The organism is Paenibacillus cisolokensis (assembly GCF_050481165.1).
Taxonomy (GTDB): Bacteria; Bacillota; Bacilli; order Paenibacillales; family Paenibacillaceae; genus Paenibacillus_AH; species Paenibacillus_AH cisolokensis.
This window is the reverse complement of the sequence record NZ_JBCNFP010000014.1, coordinates 1-19883: the sequence shown is the minus strand read 5'-3', so window position 1 is coordinate 19883 and position 19883 is coordinate 1. Positions and strand designations below refer to the sequence as shown.

The 19883-nt window shown below is 46.2% G+C and carries 15 protein-coding genes; 14 read left to right on the top strand and 1 reads right to left on the bottom strand.

Going from position 1 to position 19883, the window contains the following annotated elements:
- Window positions 1-170: 170 nt before the first annotated feature.
- The 14 genes from ABEV74_RS02160 (at window position 171) to ABEV74_RS02095 (ending at window position 18309) form a co-directional block, all read left to right on the top strand.
- Window positions 171-1271 (top strand): mandelate racemase/muconate lactonizing enzyme family protein, encoded by a 1101-nt coding sequence (locus tag ABEV74_RS02160; protein WP_009225679.1) that lies wholly within the window; start codon window positions 171-173, stop codon window positions 1269-1271.
- A gap of 28 nt (window positions 1272-1299) precedes the next feature.
- The gene (locus ABEV74_RS02155; RefSeq protein WP_430143134.1) at window positions 1300-2325 is read left to right on the top strand and encodes a zinc-dependent alcohol dehydrogenase; all 1026 of its coding nucleotides are present in this window, start codon (window positions 1300-1302) and stop codon (window positions 2323-2325) included.
- Window positions 2326-2374: 49 nt separating this feature from the next.
- On the top strand, window positions 2375-3145 hold the full coding sequence (locus tag ABEV74_RS02150; RefSeq protein WP_009225681.1) for an SDR family oxidoreductase: 771 nt from the start codon (window positions 2375-2377) through the stop codon (window positions 3143-3145).
- A gap of 72 nt (window positions 3146-3217) precedes the next feature.
- The gene (locus ABEV74_RS02145) at window positions 3218-4114 is read left to right on the top strand and encodes an ABC transporter permease (RefSeq protein ID WP_430143132.1); all 897 of its coding nucleotides are present in this window, start codon (window positions 3218-3220) and stop codon (window positions 4112-4114) included.
- A 14-nt stretch (window positions 4115-4128) separates the two neighbouring features.
- Window positions 4129-5007 (top strand): carbohydrate ABC transporter permease, encoded by an 879-nt coding sequence (locus ABEV74_RS02140; protein WP_430143130.1) that lies wholly within the window; start codon window positions 4129-4131, stop codon window positions 5005-5007.
- Between the two features lie 119 nt (window positions 5008-5126).
- Window positions 5127-6773, top strand: a complete 1647-nt coding sequence (locus ABEV74_RS02135) for an extracellular solute-binding protein (protein WP_430143128.1) — start codon at window positions 5127-5129, stop codon at window positions 6771-6773.
- Window positions 6774-6845: 72 nt separating this feature from the next.
- Window positions 6846-9209 (top strand): beta-mannosidase, encoded by a 2364-nt coding sequence (locus tag ABEV74_RS02130; protein WP_430143126.1) that lies wholly within the window; start codon window positions 6846-6848, stop codon window positions 9207-9209.
- A 173-nt stretch (window positions 9210-9382) separates the two neighbouring features.
- A complete protein-coding gene (locus ABEV74_RS02125; protein ID WP_430143124.1) occupies window positions 9383-10213 on the top strand; it encodes a fumarylacetoacetate hydrolase family protein in 831 nt (276 codons plus the stop codon).
- Between the two features lie 3 nt (window positions 10214-10216).
- On the top strand, window positions 10217-11263 hold the full coding sequence (locus ABEV74_RS02120) for a zinc-dependent alcohol dehydrogenase (protein ID WP_430143122.1): 1047 nt from the start codon (window positions 10217-10219) through the stop codon (window positions 11261-11263).
- Window positions 11260-12237, top strand: coding sequence for a phosphotransferase family protein (locus ABEV74_RS02115; protein ID WP_430143120.1), 978 nt, complete (start codon window positions 11260-11262; stop codon window positions 12235-12237). The genes ABEV74_RS02120 and ABEV74_RS02115 overlap by 4 nt, the downstream gene beginning before the upstream one ends.
- A 10-nt stretch (window positions 12238-12247) precedes the next feature.
- Window positions 12248-13555, top strand: coding sequence for a phosphopyruvate hydratase (eno, locus tag ABEV74_RS02110; RefSeq protein WP_430143118.1), 1308 nt, complete (start codon window positions 12248-12250; stop codon window positions 13553-13555).
- A complete protein-coding gene (gene dgoD / locus ABEV74_RS02105; protein ID WP_430143116.1) occupies window positions 13552-14706 on the top strand; it encodes a galactonate dehydratase in 1155 nt (384 codons plus the stop codon). The genes eno and dgoD overlap by 4 nt, the downstream gene beginning before the upstream one ends.
- A gap of 63 nt (window positions 14707-14769) precedes the next feature.
- Entirely contained in the window at window positions 14770-15807 is a 1038-nt protein-coding gene (locus tag ABEV74_RS02100; RefSeq protein WP_430143114.1) for a zinc-dependent alcohol dehydrogenase, read from the top strand.
- 15 nt (window positions 15808-15822) lie between these two features.
- Window positions 15823-18309 (top strand): glycoside hydrolase family 2 TIM barrel-domain containing protein, encoded by a 2487-nt coding sequence (locus tag ABEV74_RS02095; RefSeq protein ID WP_430143113.1) that lies wholly within the window; start codon window positions 15823-15825, stop codon window positions 18307-18309.
- Window positions 18310-18572: 263 nt separating this feature from the next.
- On the opposite strand, the gene ABEV74_RS02090 is transcribed toward ABEV74_RS02095, so the two are convergent.
- The gene (locus ABEV74_RS02090) at window positions 18573-19727 is read right to left on the bottom strand and encodes an IS4 family transposase (protein WP_430143111.1); all 1155 of its coding nucleotides are present in this window, start codon (window positions 19725-19727) and stop codon (window positions 18573-18575) included.
- Between the last annotated feature and the right edge of the window lie 156 nt (window positions 19728-19883).

Here is a 19883-nt window from a genome sequence, read left to right as displayed (position 1 = left end):
AAACTTTTCACTGTCCAGTTAATATAAAATTGATGACAAAAAAATAAAATGAAACATAATTCCGAAATATATTGACATATGCATGATCAAAATATAATATTTAATTAATCGGAACGAATTACATCGTTGTATACCGAGGAGTTAAAAGTTGTATAACGAGGAGTTAAACAATGAAATATAAACGAATAAGCGACTTTCGCACAAACTATTACCGAATCCCTTTAAAGGAAAATTTAGGCGATGCCCGACACGGTATTCATTCTCATTTTGAGTTGATTGTGGTTCAGCTTTCCCTGGAGAATGGGACGACTGGAATTGGTTATACCTACACGGGCGGTGTTGGCGGAAGAGCGATTTGTCAAATGGTGGAATACGATTTGAAACCTTTCCTGTTAGGGAAAGATGCCGATTGTATTGAAAAGATTTGGGAAGAAATGAATTGGAAAGTCCATTACGTCGGAAGAGGAGGAATCGCTTCGTTTGCGATTTCGGCGATCGACATCGCCCTGTGGGATCTTAGAGGTAAATTGATGGAAGAGCCGTTATGGAAAATGGTTGGCGGGAATAATACGTCGACGAGAGCGTACGCAGGCGCGATTGATTTGAATTTTAGCAAGGATAAGTTGTTAAATAACATTCAAGGTTACCTCGACAAAGGGTTTCAGGCAGTCAAGATCAAACTTGGACGAGATCAGCTGAAAGAAGACATCGAACGTGTGGAAGCGGTACGGCATTTAATCGGTTCTGATGTAGTTTTTATGGTGGATGCAAACATGAAATGGTCTGTGGAAACGGCCATTAAAGCTGCCAGACTACTCCAGCCTTATGATATTTATTGGTTGGAAGAACCGACGATCCCCGATGATTATGAAGGGTATCGGCGAATTGGAGCAGAAGGTGGATTGCCGATTGCAGCTGGGGAAAACTTTCACACGATCTATGAATTTGTCAATATGATTACCCGGGGCAAGATCGATTTTCCTCAACCAGATGCTTCAAACATCGGAGGGATAACCGGGTGGATGAAAGTGGCGAATTTGGCGTACGCCTATAATTTGCCGGTCTGTACGCACGGTATGCAAGAACTTCATGTCAGTTTAATGTCCGGCATTCCGAATGCGGGTTATATGGAAGTTCACAGTTTCCCGATTGATCAGTATACCACTCGCCCCCTGGTGCTTAAAGAAGGTAGGGCGGTAGCTCCGGATGTACCGGGTATCGGTGTTGAGTTTCAATGGGATGCGTTGAAACCATACAAAATTGAATTTTGAGATAGCCATTTCGACGGAAAGGCGGTCAATGATGAAAGCAGTATTTTACGAAGGGGAAAGGAAGCTTCGCATCGATGATAGGGAACGGATAAATCCAGGTGCGGGTGAAGTGGAAATCAAAGTGGCGTACGCCGGAATTTGCGGAACGGATCTTCATATATTTCATGGTCATATGAACAATAGAGTTTCCACTCCGCATGTCATGGGACATGAAATGTCCGGCGTTGTGTCTCGGGTTGGTGAAGGGGTTCATCAGTTTAAACCTGGTGACAGAGTGACCGTGATGCCGTTGATCTCATGTGGTCAGTGCCCGGCTTGCAAAGATGGATTTTCGCATATCTGTCATTATTTAAAGTTTATGGGGATCGAGACACCGGGTGCCTTTCAAGAATACTGGGTCGTTCCGGAAAACACGCTTCGGCGGTTGCCGGACGATTTGGATCTTAAATATGGTGCTCTGATCGAACCGTTGGCGGTTGCATGTCATGATATCCGAATTGGACAAGTAAGGCAAGGGGATCAAGTCGTCGTCATTGGCGGCGGGCCTATCGGAACATTGATTGCACTGGTCGCTCGTTCGGCAGGCGCTGAAGTGGTTGTATCCGAAATTAATCCGCATCGGATCAGAATGTTGCAAGATTTAGGAATGGAAACATGCAATCCCAAGGAAACGAATCTGACCGAATATATAACCGAAAAAACCCGGGGAAGAGGGGCTGATGTCGTTTTTGAAGTCACTTCTTCGACGGCCGGAGCGGAAGTGATGACAGAACTTCCCCGAACAAGAGGAAAAATCGTCATTGTCGGGATTTTCAACAAAGCGGTACCGGTAGACCTTCATCGGTTTTTCTGGAGAGAACTGCAATTGTTTGGAGCAAGAGTGTATGAAAATGAAGATTTTGATAAAGCGATTCAATTGGCCACTTCCGGTGAGTTGCCGTTAGATCGATTAATTACGGAAGTGTATCCGCTCAATCAAATCAAAAATGGATTTGAGCAGATGGAAACAGGCGGAAATGTCATGAAAGTGCTGATTCAGCTGCATCAAGCGTAATTGGTCATCCGATATCGATTATCCATTGATTTTGTGTGGGGGTTTAAAAATGAGCATTATCGACAAATTTCGACTGGATGGGAAAACGGCGTTGGTTACCGGATGCAAAAGAGGGATTGGAAGAGCGATGGCTGTTGCACTGGCAGAAGCGGGTGCAGATATCATCGGAGTAAGCGCAACGCTGGAAGAATCCGGGAGTCAAGTGGCGCAAGATGTAAAAAAAGCGGGGCGGAATTTTTCGGCATATGCTTGTGATTTCAGTGACCGAAACGCGTTGTATCAATTTATTGAAAAAGTGAAAAACGAACACAACGCTATCGATATTTTAGTGAATAATGCTGGAACCATCCGGCGGAAACCTGCGGCTGAACATCCCGTTGAATGGTGGGATCATGTAGTAGAAGTCAACCTGAATTCTCAGTTTGTATTATCTCAGGAGATCGGAAAAGAGATGTTGAAACGCGGGAGCGGAAAGATCATTTTTACGGCTTCATTGCTTACGTTCCAAGGCGGAATCAATGTTCCGGGTTATGCTGCCAGCAAGGGTGGAATCGGTCAATTGACGATGGCTTTGGCCAATGAGTGGGCCAGCAAGGGAGTACAAGTCAATGCAATCGCACCGGGCTATATCGAAACGGATAACACTGAGCAACTGCGGCAAGATCCGGTCAGATATGAAGCAATCTTGTCCCGCATTCCAGCGGGAAGATGGGGAACTACGGATGATTTGAAAGGAGCTGTTGTTTTTCTGGCGTCCTCCGCATCGAATTATGTAAACGGAACAATCCTGACCGTTGATGGCGGATGGATGGGGCGATGAGAGATCATTGCGCATCATTTTGTTCTTTCTTAGAGACAGAAATGTAAATGCTTACAAAAGGAGAGGTGTTTTGTGGCAAAAAAGCTTTTGAGAAACTACCAGTTGTATTTGTTTGTGCTTCCGGTTGTCGTGTATTATCTCATCTTTCATTATTACCCGATGTACGGGGTCCAGATCGCATTCAAAAAATATATGGCGACGGAAGGAATTTGGGGAAGCCCCTGGATTGGATTCGATCATTTTGAACGATTTTTCAATTCGTTCCAGTTTGAAAGACTGATTTTAAATACGATTTATCTCAATTTGCTTCAATTGATCGTTGGTTTTCCCGTGCCAATTATTTTGGCATTGATGCTCAACCAACTGATGAATAAAAAATTCAAGCGTTTTTCGCAAACCGTTGTTTACGCTCCTCACTTTATATCAACTGTCGTCATGGCGGGGATCATCTTTCTGTTTTTGTCAGAAAGTACAGGGATGGTGAACAAAATCATCGTTCTTCTTGGAGGGGAACCCATAAATTTTATGGGAGATCCGGGATGGTTCAGGCCGGTCTATGTACTTTCGGACATCTGGCAAAATGCAGGTTTTGGAACCGTCATTTATTTGGCCGCATTAGCCGGGGTTAACCCCGAACTTCATGAGTCGGCGGTGGTGGATGGAGCCAACAAGTTTCATCGCATCATTCACATTGATATTCCAAGTATTATGCCGACCATGGTAATCTTGCTCATTTTAAGTATCGGGAACCTCATGAGCATCGGATTTGAGAAAGTGTTGTTGCTACAGACATCCTTGAATTTGTCAGCATCAGAAGTGATTGCAACTTATGTTTACAAAAACGGGGTGCTTCAAGGACAGTACAGTTTTACGACGGCCGTTGGCTTATTCAACTCGCTAATTAATTTTGCTCTGCTGTTAATCGTCAATCAAACAGCGAAGAAATTGACAAGCACTTCGTTGTGGTAAAAGGGGGGGATGACATGTTTAAACGAACCACAGCGGATAAATGGTTTGACTTTATAAACATGGGGATCATTTCGATTTGGTTGATTCTGATTATGTATCCGCTTTATTTTATCGTGATCGCTTCGTTTACGGATCCTACGGCGATTCAACAATCCTGGCTTTGGCCCAAGGAAATAAATTTTGAAGGTTACAAACGAATATTACAAAGTGAAACATTATGGCTTGGATACAAGAATTCATTTGTGTATCTCATATTGGGAACTTCTATAAATGTTTTGCTGACTTTGCCGGCTGCTTATGCACTTTCCAGAAAAGACATGGGCGGAAGAAATGCCCTGATGTTGTTTATCACGTTCACCATGTTTTTTTCGGGGGGGCTCATTCCGACATATTTGACCGTAAAATCGTTAAACATGGTAGACACCATATGGGCAATGGTTATTCCGAATGCCGTCGGGGCATGGAATTTGATTATTGCCAGAACGTTTTTTCAACAGACCATTCCTGACGAGTTGTTGGAATCGGCAAAAATTGACGGATGTTCTGATATCCGGTTTTTCTTGCATATCGCAATACCGATCTCCAAAGCGCTGGTCGCCGTTATGATCCTGTTCTATGGAGTGGGACACTGGAATGCGTTTTTGAACGCGCTCATCTATTTGCGAAGTGATGAACTTTATCCGTTGCAACTCGTGTTGCGAAATATACTGATTCAAAATCAGATCTCGACGGATATGATTATGGATTTGTCGTCACTCGGTGATCAAGTTAGGGCTGGTGAATTGATCAAGTATGGGGTCATTATTATGGGAGCGTTACCAATGCTTGTGTTATATCCGTTCTTACAAAAATATTTCGTGCAAGGGGTATTGATCGGCAGCATCAAGGGATAATTTTCCTGATGACAAAACGAAGATGACTCTGTTAAGGGGGTGATGAAAACCTAAGAAGCGGACGGCGTTTGCCATATATAATCTGAAACTAGTATGAAAGAAATTCGGGAGGTCAAAAAATGAAGAAGAAGCTTTTCATTCTTCTGTCGTTGATATTGGTGATCACGACAGTGTTGGCTGCTTGCGGCAGCAACAATAACGGAGCTGAAAACAGCGCAAACAATCCCAACAACATGGCTTCCGACAACAGTGGAAACAACTCGGATTCCACTACTGAAGAATTTTCATTTCCGTTGAAGGAACCCGTTACAATCAAAATGGTGGCTTGTAAGCATCCGAACAACGGGCCTTATGAAGAAATGGAATTCTTCAAACAACTAGAAGAAAAAACCAATGTTAAAATCGACTGGGACGACATCGATTACTCCGCTTGTGAAGAACAACGGAACCTGATTTTGGGCACCAATGATTTGCCGGATGCGTTTTATGGCAACCTTATTTTACAGGATAACGATGTTATCAAATATGGCGCAGAAGGTGCATTGATTCCACTTGAAGATTACATCACCGAAGACATTATGCCCAACTTGTATAAGCTTCTGGAAGAAAATCCGACGTACCGGAGCGTCATCACAGCACCAGACGGTCACATTTACTCGCTGCCGAATATCCGGGAACTGATGCTTTGGCTTTCGCCTGACATGATGTTCCTGAATAAAGTTTGGCTGGACAACTTGGGTCTTGAAGTTCCGACGACAACCGAGGAACTGTATGATGTATTGATGGCGTTCAAAACACAAGACCCGAATGGAAACGGCGAACCTGACGAGATTCCGTTCTCATTTGTATACAACCATATACATTATAACACTCAAGGAATTGGTTCGCTGTTTGGCGCATTTGGACGAGCTGATTGGAGTAACCATCTGTTTGTAGAAGATGGTAAGGTGGTATTTTCAGCGCAAGAGCCGGAATATAAGGAAGCGATCAAATATTTCCATAAGTTCTTTGCTGACGGATTGTTCGATAAAGAAAGTCTGACTCAGGATAACTCCCAGTTGATAGGTAAAGCTGATCGTTTGGGCGGATTTTTCGCTTGGCTGCCCTTCAGTGTTGTTGGTGCAGAGTTAAGCGATAACTATGTGGCTGTTCCCGCTCTTGAGGGACCGAACGGAGATCGCGTCTGGAGAAAAGCCATGTGGAATAATATGGGTGTAAATCCGACTGCATTTTCCGTGACCAGTGTAAATGAACATCCGGAGCTGACTATGCGCTGGATCGACCTCCACTATCATCCGGACACATCCATCGAAGCCGGATGGGGGCCAATCGGTCTGACGCTGGTAGAGAAGGATGGTCAACTTGTTCTGAACGATCCGCCTGAAGGCATGACGATCGACGAGTACGTGTTTAAAAAGGCACCGGTGGAAGCGCCTTATGCGATCCAGGCTGACACTTACGGCAGCAGATTGGCTTTGACAGAAAAGGATAAAGAAAAAATTGACACGATCAAGGAAAATTATTTGCCATATATGACATCCGAGACGCTTCCGGGCATCTTGTATTCACCGGAAGAAAGCGAGCAAATCAAACTTCTTTCAACGGATATCAACAGTTATGTTATGGAATCCAGCGCAAGATGGATGCTTGAAGGAACGGTCGAGGAAGAATGGGATGAATATCTCAATAACCTGAAGAATATGGGACTCGATGATCTGCTTGCAGTACATCAACAAGCATACGACAGGTTCCTGAGTGCACAATAATATTACGAGAAACGTGCAACGTTTCAGCCTGAGGGCTCAGGCTGAAACGTTGTGTTATGGGGGCGAAACGTTATGGCAAGAATGATCCAGGATCTTTGTGGAAAATTATGGCAAATGGAAAAAATGCGTATCGGCCAGGGAGAACAGGAAGGATTTCATGTTTTGCCAGCTGAACGCCAAGGCACCATGTTCAGCTGGAATTTCGCTTCTGTTCCGGGGGATGTTTACACGGATTTGCAACGAGCGGGTGAGATCGAAGACCCGTATTTCGGGAGAAACATGCACAAGGCGAAGTGGGTTCAGGAATACGAATGGTGGTATGTTCGCCGGTTCAATGTGGACGAAGGAATGAAAGGAAAACGGATTTTCCTGGAATTTGAAGGTGTGGACTACAGCTGTACGGTATGGTTGAACGGTCATCAGTTGGGAAGCCATGAAGGGATGTTTTCTTCTTTTCGCTTTGAAGTAGGACACTTGTTGAATTATGACCATTGGGCGGGAGGCTCCAACCAGGTAGTTGTCAAACTGGATCCGCCTCCAAAGAATTTCCGAAATGTCGGTGGAAAGAAAGTCAATTTTTCGGGAGATTACTTCACCGGATTGATTCCTTTCGGCATTTGGCGGCCGGTTCGCCTGATCGCAACGGATGACGTAAAAATCGAACAGTTCCGGACAGAGTATAAAATCGGAGAGAAAGATGCGGTTGTCCAACTGCAAGTAGAAGTCAACAACATGACGGACAAACCGCAAACAGTCGGGATTCGGGCGGAATTGGAAGGTTATCAGTTTACAAGTGAATGCTTTGGTGCCATGGTCGAGAAAACCGTTAAACCCGGGATTCAGATCGTGGAATTGGATGTGGAAGTGAAAGATGCGAAATTGTGGTGGCCATGGGATTTGGGGAATCCGAATCTGTATACGTTGGATCTTACATTGCATCAGGAAGGAAAAGAAATCGACCGAATCAGCGATCGGATCGGGATTCGGGAAATTCGGATGGAGATGAATCCAGGTTTTACACCGGAAGAGTCGGAATATCCATGGACATTTTTCATCAACGGGAAACGGCATTTTCTGCGTTCCGCTTGTTGGGGAGGCCAGCCTTCTTTCTTGTATGGCCGGAACAATGACAAAAAATACGAACACCGTTTGCGACTCGTCAGAGAAGCGAACATCAACAATCTGCGGATATTCGGTTGGCATCCTCCGGAAATTCCGAAGTTTTACCGCCTATGTGATGAATTGGGCATTACCGTCTGGACGAATTTCACCTTTTCAACACAGGCGTTTTCGAATGAACCGTCTTTTGTGGAATCCGTTACGAAGGAATGTGCGGAAATTGTCAAACAACGCCGCAATCATCCCTCCAATATTTTCTGGATGGGTGGAGAAGAGGTGTTTTTTACCGATGCGCATGTGGAAAGCGGCAATCTGGAGTTGATGGAAGCTGTCGGAAAAGCGGTGGCCGAGCATACGTCCGTTCCTTATGGTCTGGCATCACCGTTGAGCAATGAGTTTGGTCAAAAAATGGGATTCAAGCCGAAAGAATCTCAACATGCCAACGAACATTATTACGGTGGCGGTAGACAATTGATGGAAGAATTCTACCCCTCCTTGGATTGTGCCATCATTCCGGAATTGACCGCAGCGTCAGCTCCTTCCATTGAAAGTCTGCGAAAATTTATTCCTGAAGATGAACTTTGGCCGCCAGGGCCGAGTTGGGGTTATCATTGGGCGGATATCGATATTTTACAGGGACTCAATATTGAGGTATTTGGCGACAAGCGAATGTCTTCACTTGAAGAATTCGTCGAGTCCACGCAGATCGCGCAAGGGACAGTGCTGCAATACGCCCTTGAACTCTATCGCAGACGCAAACCGAGGATGAGCGGTGTTTCGTTCTGTCACTTTATCACCCACTGGCCGGACATCAAGTGGGGAATCGTGGATTATTATGGCAAAAAGAAACTCAGTTACGATTATGTGAAACGCAGCTATCAACCGTTGTTGCCGAGCCTGGAATTTTCTCGCAGACGCTGGAAAGCCGGTGAATGGTTTGAAGGAAATATATGGGTTATCAATGATTATCATCACGCTTATGAAGATGTACAGATTGAATGGGAAGTGATCGACCATAAAGGACAGATTGTTGAGCGCGGAAGCGTGACAGCGGACGTTGAGCCCGATAGCTCTCGCGAATATGGAAAAATCAGATGGTTGATTGACATCGGCGCAACCGGTCATTTTGTCGTTCGCCTCAGCATCGTCAATCGGGAAAAAGCGATCTTATCGACGAATGAATATCAATTGTTAATCGGAGATCAGGCGAAAATCAAGCAAGTCATCATGGAACACCTTAACGAAAGTGCGAAACGCCGGGAAGAATATGGACATAGTTACTATCGGTATAACCCGGAATTGTGGGAGTTGGAGTAATCCAGTATTGGAATGTTCGTGATGTAACGAGAGTTATGATGTAACGGAGGTTATTTTGATTCCGGACGGCAGTGTTAGCCGAACGGCATCCCTATTTTCATTGCTCATGGAAATATCCACATCACCGGCTTGATATCTGTAATTGAAATAAAGAAAACCAGGAGGCATTCATCATGCGGATTGTGCAATTTCAACATCTGGGCGTCAAAAAATGCGGAATTGTGGAAGAAAATGGCATCCTGCCCTTGTCTGCTCGTTTAGATCAAGTGATCTCAGGTGAGGTTGATCTGGCGAAAGAAAGAGAAAAAAACAAGGGAAAAAAGATCGATGAAAAAGAGATCACTTACGAACCGTGTGTTCCTGTTGGCAAAAAAATCATTTGTGTCGGGCTAAATTACAAGAAACATGCTGAGGAAGCGAAAATGCCGGTTCCAGCGTATCCCGTTCTGTTTAACAAGTATTCAAACGGTTTAAGCGGGCATTTGGCGGAAATCCCGTTACCCGGATGTGCGGAAAAATTTGATTACGAAGCGGAACTTGGGGTTGTAATCGGGAAAAAAGCGAAAGATGTCCGTGAAGAAGAGGCGCTGAGTATCGTATTTGGTTATTGCAACGTCAATGATTTGTCTGCCCGTGATTTGCAAATGCGGACCGGTCAATGGATGCTTGGCAAAGTTTTGGATGGGTTTTGTCCGGTCGGCCCGTATCTGGTTACCGCCGACGAAGTGGGAGATCCGAATCAGTTGGAAATCAGCCTGAAACTCAATGGAGAAATCAGGCAATCTTCCAATACGAAAGACATGATATTCAGTGTACCTGAACTGATCAGTTACATATCCCGTTATATGACGTTGGAGCCGGGCGATCTCATCTTGACCGGAACACCTGAAGGCGTGATTGCCGGTTATCCGGAAGAACGACAAGTTTGGCTCAAACCGAACGACGAGGTAACGGTAGAAATCGAAAAACTGGGGGTTTTGAAGAATGTGATGAAAGGAGAATAGAAGATGCAAGCATTGGTAATCCCGAAACCGCATGAAATCAGATTGGACGACATCAAGCCTCAATCGATGGGACCGTACGATGTCAGGATAAAGTCCAAAGCGGTCGGGATATGCGGAACGGATCTGGAAATCCTGGAAGGGAAAGTTTCCGAGGAATACGTGACTTACCCTGTCGTTCCCGGCCATGAATGGAGCGGTGTTGTGGTTGAAACCGGAAGCGAAGTAAAGGGAATCAAACCGGGTGATCGTGTCGTCGCGGAAGGACTGATGTCTTGCGGAAGCTGTTCCATGTGCAGACAAGGACGAACCAATCTTTGTGAGGAATATGACCAACTGGGTTTTACCCGTCCCGGAGGTGGAGCAAGCCTGGTGACGGTGCCTGCCCGGCATGTTCATCGCATACCGGATCATCTCTCCTTTGAGGAAGCGGTGTTGGTGGAACCTGCCGCAACGGTGATGCGCGGTATCATGCGAACGCCCATCGAGCCGGGAATGAAAGTGGCGGTCATCGGACCGGGGACACTTGGCTTGTTAACGGTTCTGATGTTAAAGGTGCTCGGGGTTGATGAGATTTGCCTGATCGGACGAAATGGTTTGCAACTGGGTTTGGGGCGTGAACTCGGTGCTTCTTGTGTATTGAACAGCAAAGAAGATGATATCGACCAATGCGTAATGGATTGGACGAACGGCCAAGGGGTTGATGTCTCTTTTGAAACTTCCGGCAACGAGCAAGCCGTGAAAATGAGCATTGAGATGGTTCGTGCTGGCGGTCACGCTGTGTTGGAAGGTGTGGCCGGTGCCGGCAAACCGTTGGTATTGGAAAGTGACCATATCATGTTAAAAGATATCACGGTTCACGGTGTTTTTTCGTATACGATCAGTTCCTGGAGCAAAGTTTTGGATTGGCTTGCAACGGGTAAATTGAATATTTCTCCGCTCATCACACATCGTTTTTCCATTCGTGATTATGAAAAAGCTTTTCAGTCGCTAAGAAACAAAACGAGACCTACGGTAAAGATTGTGATGTTACATGAGGAGGAAACGATGTGAACGTCCTTCAAACAGTTGACGATGTCAGGAGGTTTTTGAAAGAACACAGATGGGTCGACAGGGCGGAAACCTGTGAAATTTACGAATTGAGCGGAGGCGTTTCCGGCAGGGTTTGGAAAATTGTTACGGAAACCGGGCGCTTGGTACTGAAGCAGGCGCTTCCAAAATTGAAAGTAAAGGATGCGTGGTTTTCAGATGTAAAACGTATCGAACGAGAGCAGCTGGCCATGTCTGCGGTCGGTCAAATTCTCGAGTCTAAACAGGTACCGAAGATCTTTCAGAGAGATCAGGAAAACCATGCTTATCTGATGACATGCGCACCCGAAGGTTCGGTTCCCTGGAAAGCACAATTGCTCGAAGGAAAGCTGGATCGAGAGACGGCAGCAGCGGTCGGCACGTTGTTGCGACAAATGCATGAAAAAAGCCGTACCATTTCAACATCCATCGTGGATGAACTAAAAGATCTGACGTATTTGAACGAATTGCGGATCGTTCCGTTTCACCACTCGATTGCCGCAAAATATCCGGAATTGGGTGATGCAATTGAGCGTTTGGAACATGAGTTGATAACTGAAAAAAAATGCTTTGTTCACGGTGACTTTTCACCTAAAAACATTCTTGTCGCCAAAGATAGCCAATTGATTTTGTTGGATTTTGAAGCCGGACACTGGGGGAATCCGGTCTTTGATCTTGCTTTTTGTACCGGGCACCTTTTGTTGAAAGCTTTTGTGTCGGATCAGAAAGACGACATGTTACATTTAATCAAAGCTTTTCTCGATGCTTACGGAGAATGGCCGAACAGTTTCATGAGACATCTCGGCCTCATGTTGTTGGCCAGAATTGACGGTCAATCTCGGGTTGAATATGTAAAAGAACCCGATTTGAAACATCAAATTCGGCGGATCGGGAAGCAGTGGGTATCGGATCAAAGTGAAATTCATCCATTTGAGACTATGGCGAATGCTTTGAGGTGAAAAGAATCGTATGGGCAAAATTAAACAGGTTGTCGGGCGTGAGATTCTCGATTCCCGTGGATATCCAACCATTGAAGTGGATATCACATTGGAGAGTGGCCATAAAGGCCGCATGATGGTTCCGTCCGGCGCATCCACCGGGAAATTTGAAGCATGGGAGCTTCGTGACCAGGACCCATCCCGATTTCGCGGGAAAGGGGTCAGCAAAGCGGTTGCGCATGTGAATCATGATATCGCAAAAGCGGTCACGGGGCTTGACGCCGCAGACCATGAACGGATTGATCGCACTTTGATCGAATTGGACGGAACGAAAAACAAATCCAGACTTGGCGCTAACGCGATCCTCGGCGTTTCTTTTGCAGCGGCACACGCAGAAGCGTCGGAGCGAGGTCTGCCGCTCTATCAATATCTGGCGGATCGCTTTGGCGACTTGAATGCACAACCTTCGCTGCCACTGCCAATGGTCAATATCATCAGCGGCGGATTGCATGCTGGAAAAAATATCGACATACAAGATTTTTTAATCATGCCAGTAGGCGCAAAGAGCTATCCGGAAGCTTTACAGATGATCTCGGATGTGTATTTCAAAACGCAGGAAATTCTTGCTGCCAAAGGTTATCAATCACGTCTGTTGGCTGATGAAGGAGGGTTTGGACCGCATTTGACCTCCAATGAAGAAGCGTTGGATATTCTTTGCGAGTCGGTGCAGAGCGCAGGATACAAACGGAAAGATGAAGTAGCTTTTGCCCTGGATGTGGCTTCTTCCCATTTTTATGACGAGTCATCCGGAACATATCGGTTAGGTGCGGACAAACAGGAACTGACTTCGGAGCAAATGATCGAAAAATTGGAAAATTGGGTGGAGAAATATCCGATTCTCTCCATTGAAGACGGTCTGGCAGAGGAAGACTGGGCAGGATGGACACGGCTGACCGAACGTCTCGGCGACAAAGTGCAACTCGTGGGAGACGATTTGTTCACCACCAATCCGCAGCGAATTCAAAAAGGGATTGCGTTAAAAGCAGGAAATGCCGTTTTGGTGAAAATGAATCAGATCGGTTCGCTGACGGAAACGGTGGCGGCAGTGAAGCTGGCCAAAGAAGCCGGTCTTCTGACGGTGATTTCGGCCCGGTCGGGGGAAACGGAAGATTGTACGCTGGCTGACCTTGCAGTCGGATTAAATGGCGGCCAAATTAAAATCGGTTCGATTGCCGGTTCGTCACGTACAGCGAAATACAACCAATTATGGAGAATCCATCACGAATTGAATGGTCGTTTCACCGGGAAACGGGCGTTTCACGGGAGGTTTCATCAATGAAAATCACAGATATGGAACTTTTTTTAATCGAACCGAGATGGCTTTTCCTGAAAATCAGTACAGATGAAGGAATCGCGGGTTGGGGTGAACCTGTTCTGGAAGGAAGAGCCGCGACCACAAAAGCGGCTGTTGAAGAACTGAAAAGTTATTTGATCGGAAAAAATCCGTTGAAGATCGAGGATCACTTTCAGGTTTTGTACCGGGGCGGCTTTTATCGCGGAGGGCCTGTATTGATGAGTGCTTTGTCGGGAATTGAACAAGCCCTGTGGGATATTAAAGGGAAATATTTCAAAGCACCAGTCTATGAATTGCTTGGCGGTGCGGTTCGAGACAAGGTGAAAGTTTACGGTTGGATCGGCGGAGATCGTCCGAGCGAAGCGGATCTTTCGTCGCAGGCGAAAAAACAGATTCAATCCGGTTATCAAGCTGTCAAAATGAATGCGACAGAGCAACTGAATTATATCGATTCATATAAAAAGATTGACCAGGTATTAAAACGTGTACAAACCGTACGGGAAGCAGTCGGTCCCGACATTGGTATTGCGCTTGACTTTCATGGTCGCGTCCACAAAACGATGGCGAAAATCCTGGTGAAAGAATTGGAACCGTTCAGGTTGATGTTTATTGAGGAACCCGTATTGCCGGAACATCAAGAGGCGTTAAGAGAAATTGCCAGAATGACGACGATCCCGATCGCTACCGGTGAGCGAATGTATACGCGGTGGGGGTTCAAAGAACTGTTGCAGCAAGGATATGTTGATATTATTCAACCGGATTTGTCCCACGCTGGCGGCATATTCGAAACGAGGAAGATTTCCGCGATGGCGGAAGCGTATGACATCGCGGTTGCGCCGCATTGCCCGTTAGGCCCGATCGCGCTCGCTTCATGCTTTCAACATAACATCTGCACACCAAACTTTGTCATTCAGGAACAAAGCCTGGGCATCCACTACAATTTTGATGTAGATCTGTTGGATTACTTGAAAAATCCTGGAGTATTTTCATATCAAACGGGTTTTGTCGAGCTGCCGACAGCGCCTGGATTGGGAATTGAAGTGAATGAGGAAAAAGTGAGAGAAGCAGCGAAAAAAGGGCACGATTGGCATGCTCCGATATGGCGACATGAAGACGGCTCTTATGCAGAGTGGTAATGGACGTGAGCATCATTGCAACTCAAGCCTTTTGCTTGTAAAAGGGAGGATAGACGAGCGTCCATGGTAAAGGAAACGATGTGTGCATTGGTTTATGAAGGCCCACGAGAGTTGAACATGCGGCAAGTTCCTGTGCCAAGGCCAGAAAAAGGTGAAGTATTGGTTCGTGTTCAAAAAGTGGGCATTTGCGGTTCCGAATTGAGCGGTTACCTGGGACAAAATTCCCTGCGAAAACCGCCGCTTGTGATGGGGCATGAATTTGCGGGCAGGATCGCCGAGATTGGTGAGGGTGTCACTGCATTTCAAGTTGGCGATCGTGTGACCGCCAATCCGTTGGTATCGTGCGGAAAGTGTCTGGATTGCCAGTCCGGATACGCCAATCTTTGCGAGAAACGAGTATTGATCGGCGCGGGAATGCCGGGGGCGTTTGCGGAATATGTGCGGGTGCCATCTGGTAACGTACTGCCGCTTGAGGAAAACGTGCCGATGGATGACGGCGCATTAACTGAACCATTCGCTTGCGCGGTTCGAATCGCGGCTCTGGCGGAATTGAAACCGTATGATTCGTTATTGATCATTGGAGCAGGGCCGATCGGTTTGCTGACGTTGCGGGTCGCGCAGCTCTATGGCGTGAATCGTGTTGTCGTAATGGATTTGAATGAAGACCGTTTGTCCATCGTGAAGGCCATGGGAGGGATACCGGCAGCTAACGCGGAACAACTGAAGAAACAAATACCGGTTCGCGGCTTCAGGAAATCCGTGGATGCGGTCGGGCTGGAAGTGACCCGTCAGCAATGTGTCGAATACACGCGACCGGGAGGAACAGTCGTTTTTTCCGGACTTCATCATGCCGACAGTCAATTACCCATCAATTCCTTTATACGCAACGAATTGACGTTTCGCGGGTCGTTCGGATACACGCCTGCAGATTTCCACTTCGCATTAAAATGGATTTCAGAGAAAGGTCTTCAACTCGATCAATGGATGGAAAAGGTACCGCTTGAAGAAGGTAAAGCTTGTTTTGAGAAATTGTTGTCCGATCCCGGACCTGTAGCCAAATTTATACTGGAAGTTGAGCCTGAATCATCATTTGGCGAGTGAAAGAGGAGGATCAAGATGCGCGGCATACCATTTAATATCGGTTGGAAATTTTTTTTGGGCGAGCCGGAAGCGCCCCATTTGACCGCGACGAACGATGCGGATTGGAGAACCGTTTCCCTTCCGCACGACTGGAGTGTGGAACTGTCTTTTGATCAAGAGAAAGGAGAAGCTTGTACAGGATATTTGCCGGGGGGAATCGCCTGGTACCGCAAACATTTTGTAACCGACGAGAACATGGCGGGTAAGAAAATCTACCTTCATTTTGACGGTATTTACAATCGAGCCAGTGTCTATTGCAATGGGAAATTACTCCGGTTCCATCCTTACGGCTATTCTCCGTTTGTTGTTGACATCACGGATTTTTTGAACCCGGTTCATGAGGATAATGTCATTGCGGTTAAAGTGGATCATTCCCGATATGCGGACAGCCGCTGGTACACAGGATCCGGTATTTATCGGAAAGTGTCTATGCATATTTTACCAAAACTCCACATTCCGGTTTGGGGAACGTTCTATTCAACGCCGGTTGTCCGTGACGATCATGCGATAGTCAAAGGACAGATCACGGTCACCAACGCTTCGGATCAAGATCAGAACTTCGATTTGATTGGAAAGATCTTTGATCCACACGGCAATCAAGTTGCATCGCAATCCATCACATACCGCATTGGCCCGAATGAACATGATGAGATCTGCATGGAATTTACCGTTCCATATCCCAAACGGTGGGATATCCACCAACCCAACATGTATCGTGCGGAAGTTGACATTATCGTTGGTGGTGAAGTGATTCAACGCGAGAAAACTTCCTTTGGTATAAGAGACTTTTATTTTGATAAAGATAAAGGGTTCTTTCTCAACGGCCGGCGCACGTTGATCAAAGGGGTTTGCCTGCATCATGACGCGGGTTTGGTCGGTGCAGCGGTGCCTGGAGATGTCTGGCGAAGAAGGTTGGAATTGTTGAAGGACATGGGCTGCAATGCGATCCGGACCGCGCACAATCCGGTGTCGGAAGACTTTCTGGATTTGTGTGACGAAATGGGTTTTTTGGTTCAGGAAGAATTTTTTGACGAATGGGATAATCCAAAAGACAAGCGGAAAAACGGAGAAGAAAAATTTGTGGACTATATTACGAGGGGACATGCCGAATTTTTCCGCGAATATGCGAAGGAAGATTTGCAAAATACGGTTCGAAGAGACCGGAATCATCCATGTATTATCCAATGGAGCATTGGTAACGAAATTGAGTGGACGTATCCCAAATACAACGAGGCAACCGGGTATTTCGGCATGAACGCCAGCGGCAACTATTTCTGGACCTTGCCGCCTAACAGCAAAGAGCAAATCCGGGAAAATATCCGAAAAATTCCCGAAGACGGGTACGATATCGGCAAAACCGCCAAAAAACTCGCGGATTGGACCAGGGAACTGGATACGACAAGGCCGGTTACCGCCAATTGCATTCTGCCAAGTGCCAGTTACGAATCCGGCTACATCGATGCATTGGATATGGTAGGTTACAGTTACAGAAGAGTCATTTATGATTATGGGCATGAACATTACCCCGATAAACCGATCATGGGGACAGAAAATGTCGGACAATGGCATGAATGGAAGGCGGTTCTGGAAAGAGAATTTGTTGCCGGCACCTTTATTTGGACAGGGATTGACCATTTGGGCGAAGCTTCGGTTCAGAAACCGTGGCCGCGCAAAAGTTCCAATGTTGGATTGATTGACCTGGCTGGCTTTCCCAAACCGGCATTCCATATGTTCAAGAGCTTATGGAGCGATGAACCTCACATTCATATGGTTACACAGCAACTGGAAAAATCGCTGTATGAACTGCGTGACGGGGATTTGCAGGAAAAAGAAGAGGGGGCTTGGCAACGAAGGCTTTGGTTCTGGCACGATGTGAATCATCACTGGAATTATCGCGCGGGAGAGCAGATTGTTGTCGAAGTTTATTCGAATTGTGATGAAGTCTCTCTATATTTAAACCATTCCCTGGTCGGGACTCGTTATCTTCATGAATTTGAAGACCGTATCTATAAATGGCTTGTACCTTTTCAGCCAGGGGAATTGAAGGCCGTCGGGAAGAAAGACGGTAAAACGGTTCAAACAGCGATATATACAGTCGGTTCAATTCATGGCATTGCGCTGCAAACGGATAAAGATAGCGTCAAGGCGGATCTGGACAGCGTCGTACATGTGACGGCTCAATTTGTAGACGAACAAGGTTTTGCGATCACCAATCAGGAAGAGCGAATCGATTTTGAAGTAGACGGGCCCTGCCGAATTCTCGGCGTTGACAACGGAAGTCCCGACAGTGTGGAAGATTATCAAAAAAATCATGTCACCACCCATCTTGGAAGATGTTTGATGATTCTACAAGGAACAGCACCTGGAACGATCACCATTCGAGCCCGAAACATCCGAACCAATGTGGTGTCCAACGAATGTCAAGTTAAAGTGATTCCGTCATCAGTGGATTTATGTCCCTGACCGGACATTTCAAACTTGAATCATATTTCATTTTTGGGATGGGGTATTGCGCTGCGATACAGGCGTGATGCCCTTTTTTTTATTTGATATCAATAGCGTTGCATAAACATTGCTTTTCTATCGTTTATAGAATTTTCTGAAAACGGACCTGCCGCCGTATAGGCTAAAAAGTTAAGGGGGCTATGCATGCAAGGCAGTCATTGTCCATTTGGTAATATCTAGGATTTCAAGGTGCTGATTACCTTTTCTTGCTTTGCGTTGCCTTAGCTCTTCACGACCTTCTGCCGACCTTTCGAAGTGCGTGCTGGTTTTCGAAATACAGCCGCTTTGAAAACTTCCCACGACTTGGTGAGATTGGATTTTAGTAGTCGGCTTAGATCAAGCAGCGACTTAGTTGTCGAGAGCTCCAGTTTCATCAGGAGCAGAAGGCAGTAACTAATCAGGCAAATCAGGATCTGGTTCCATACGGCGTTTTCATCTTCACCGTAGAATCGCGTCAACTTTAGATGCTGCTTCAACCATCGGAAGAAGGTTTCAATCTTCCAGCGATTGCGGTACAAGTCGCCGATTTCTTCAGCGGTCAGATCGAATCGGTTCGTTATGATTCGGATGGGATTTCCTTTTAAATCGACGGTTTCGATGAGGCGAAGAACATGCTTCATCTGTTTGGCCCCTTTGCCGATCTTCACCATGCGATCCCGAGTCATGACCGAGCCTTCCGTTGTTGGAAATTCATCCATCACTTCGACAATAGCATTGTCCTTCAACCGAGTAACGAAGAAGACCCCATCCCAGCAGTACTGGTCGTATTTCTCGTAGTCCACGTAGCCGCGGTCAAATACATAAGTAGCGCCGGTTTCATCGATGAGTGCATCCATTTGGGTGCGATCTGACGGCTTGGCCGGAGTGAGCACGGCCTTCTCCGGATAGACCGTATCCGGATCACAGAAGGTCACGCGTAAGTGGAGTTTCACGCCGGCTTTCGTTTTCCGGTACGTTGCCCACTTGTACTTGCTAAGACACAGACTCATGGTCGTGGAATCCAGCAGTTTAACCGTACCGACTCGCCCAGCGGCAGGCGTGCAAATGCGAGTGACCTGAGCGACCAGATCGACAAATAGCTGCTGTAAAAGTTCCGGCGACAGCTTGTTGTTCTTCCTGGAAAGCTGCGAAATACTGATGGAGGTGATGCCGAGTTCTTTCTGGAAGGCTTCGTTATTCTCAATTTCGGTGACAATGTCCCGCAAAGCCTTGCGCTGATTCAGCTGAGCGTCCATGAAGATGAGAAGGTACGCTAGAGTGGTAAGCTTCTTCACATACTTGTCTTCGCCGGTTTCTGTGGTCCAGTCGGAAATTATTTTTGCATTTAAGGGTGCAACCCATTTACCAAATGACGAAAGTAGTGTATCCTTGTCCATGGTGATCTCCTATGATTAGGGATTTGGACAGGACTACCTGCTACCCTAATTATGGAGATTTTTTCTTGCAATGGACGTCTTGAATTTAACATTTTTAGCACAATTTAGAATAACAGAGAAGGGTTCAAATTTAATCATGAAATCGGAAAGTAACCT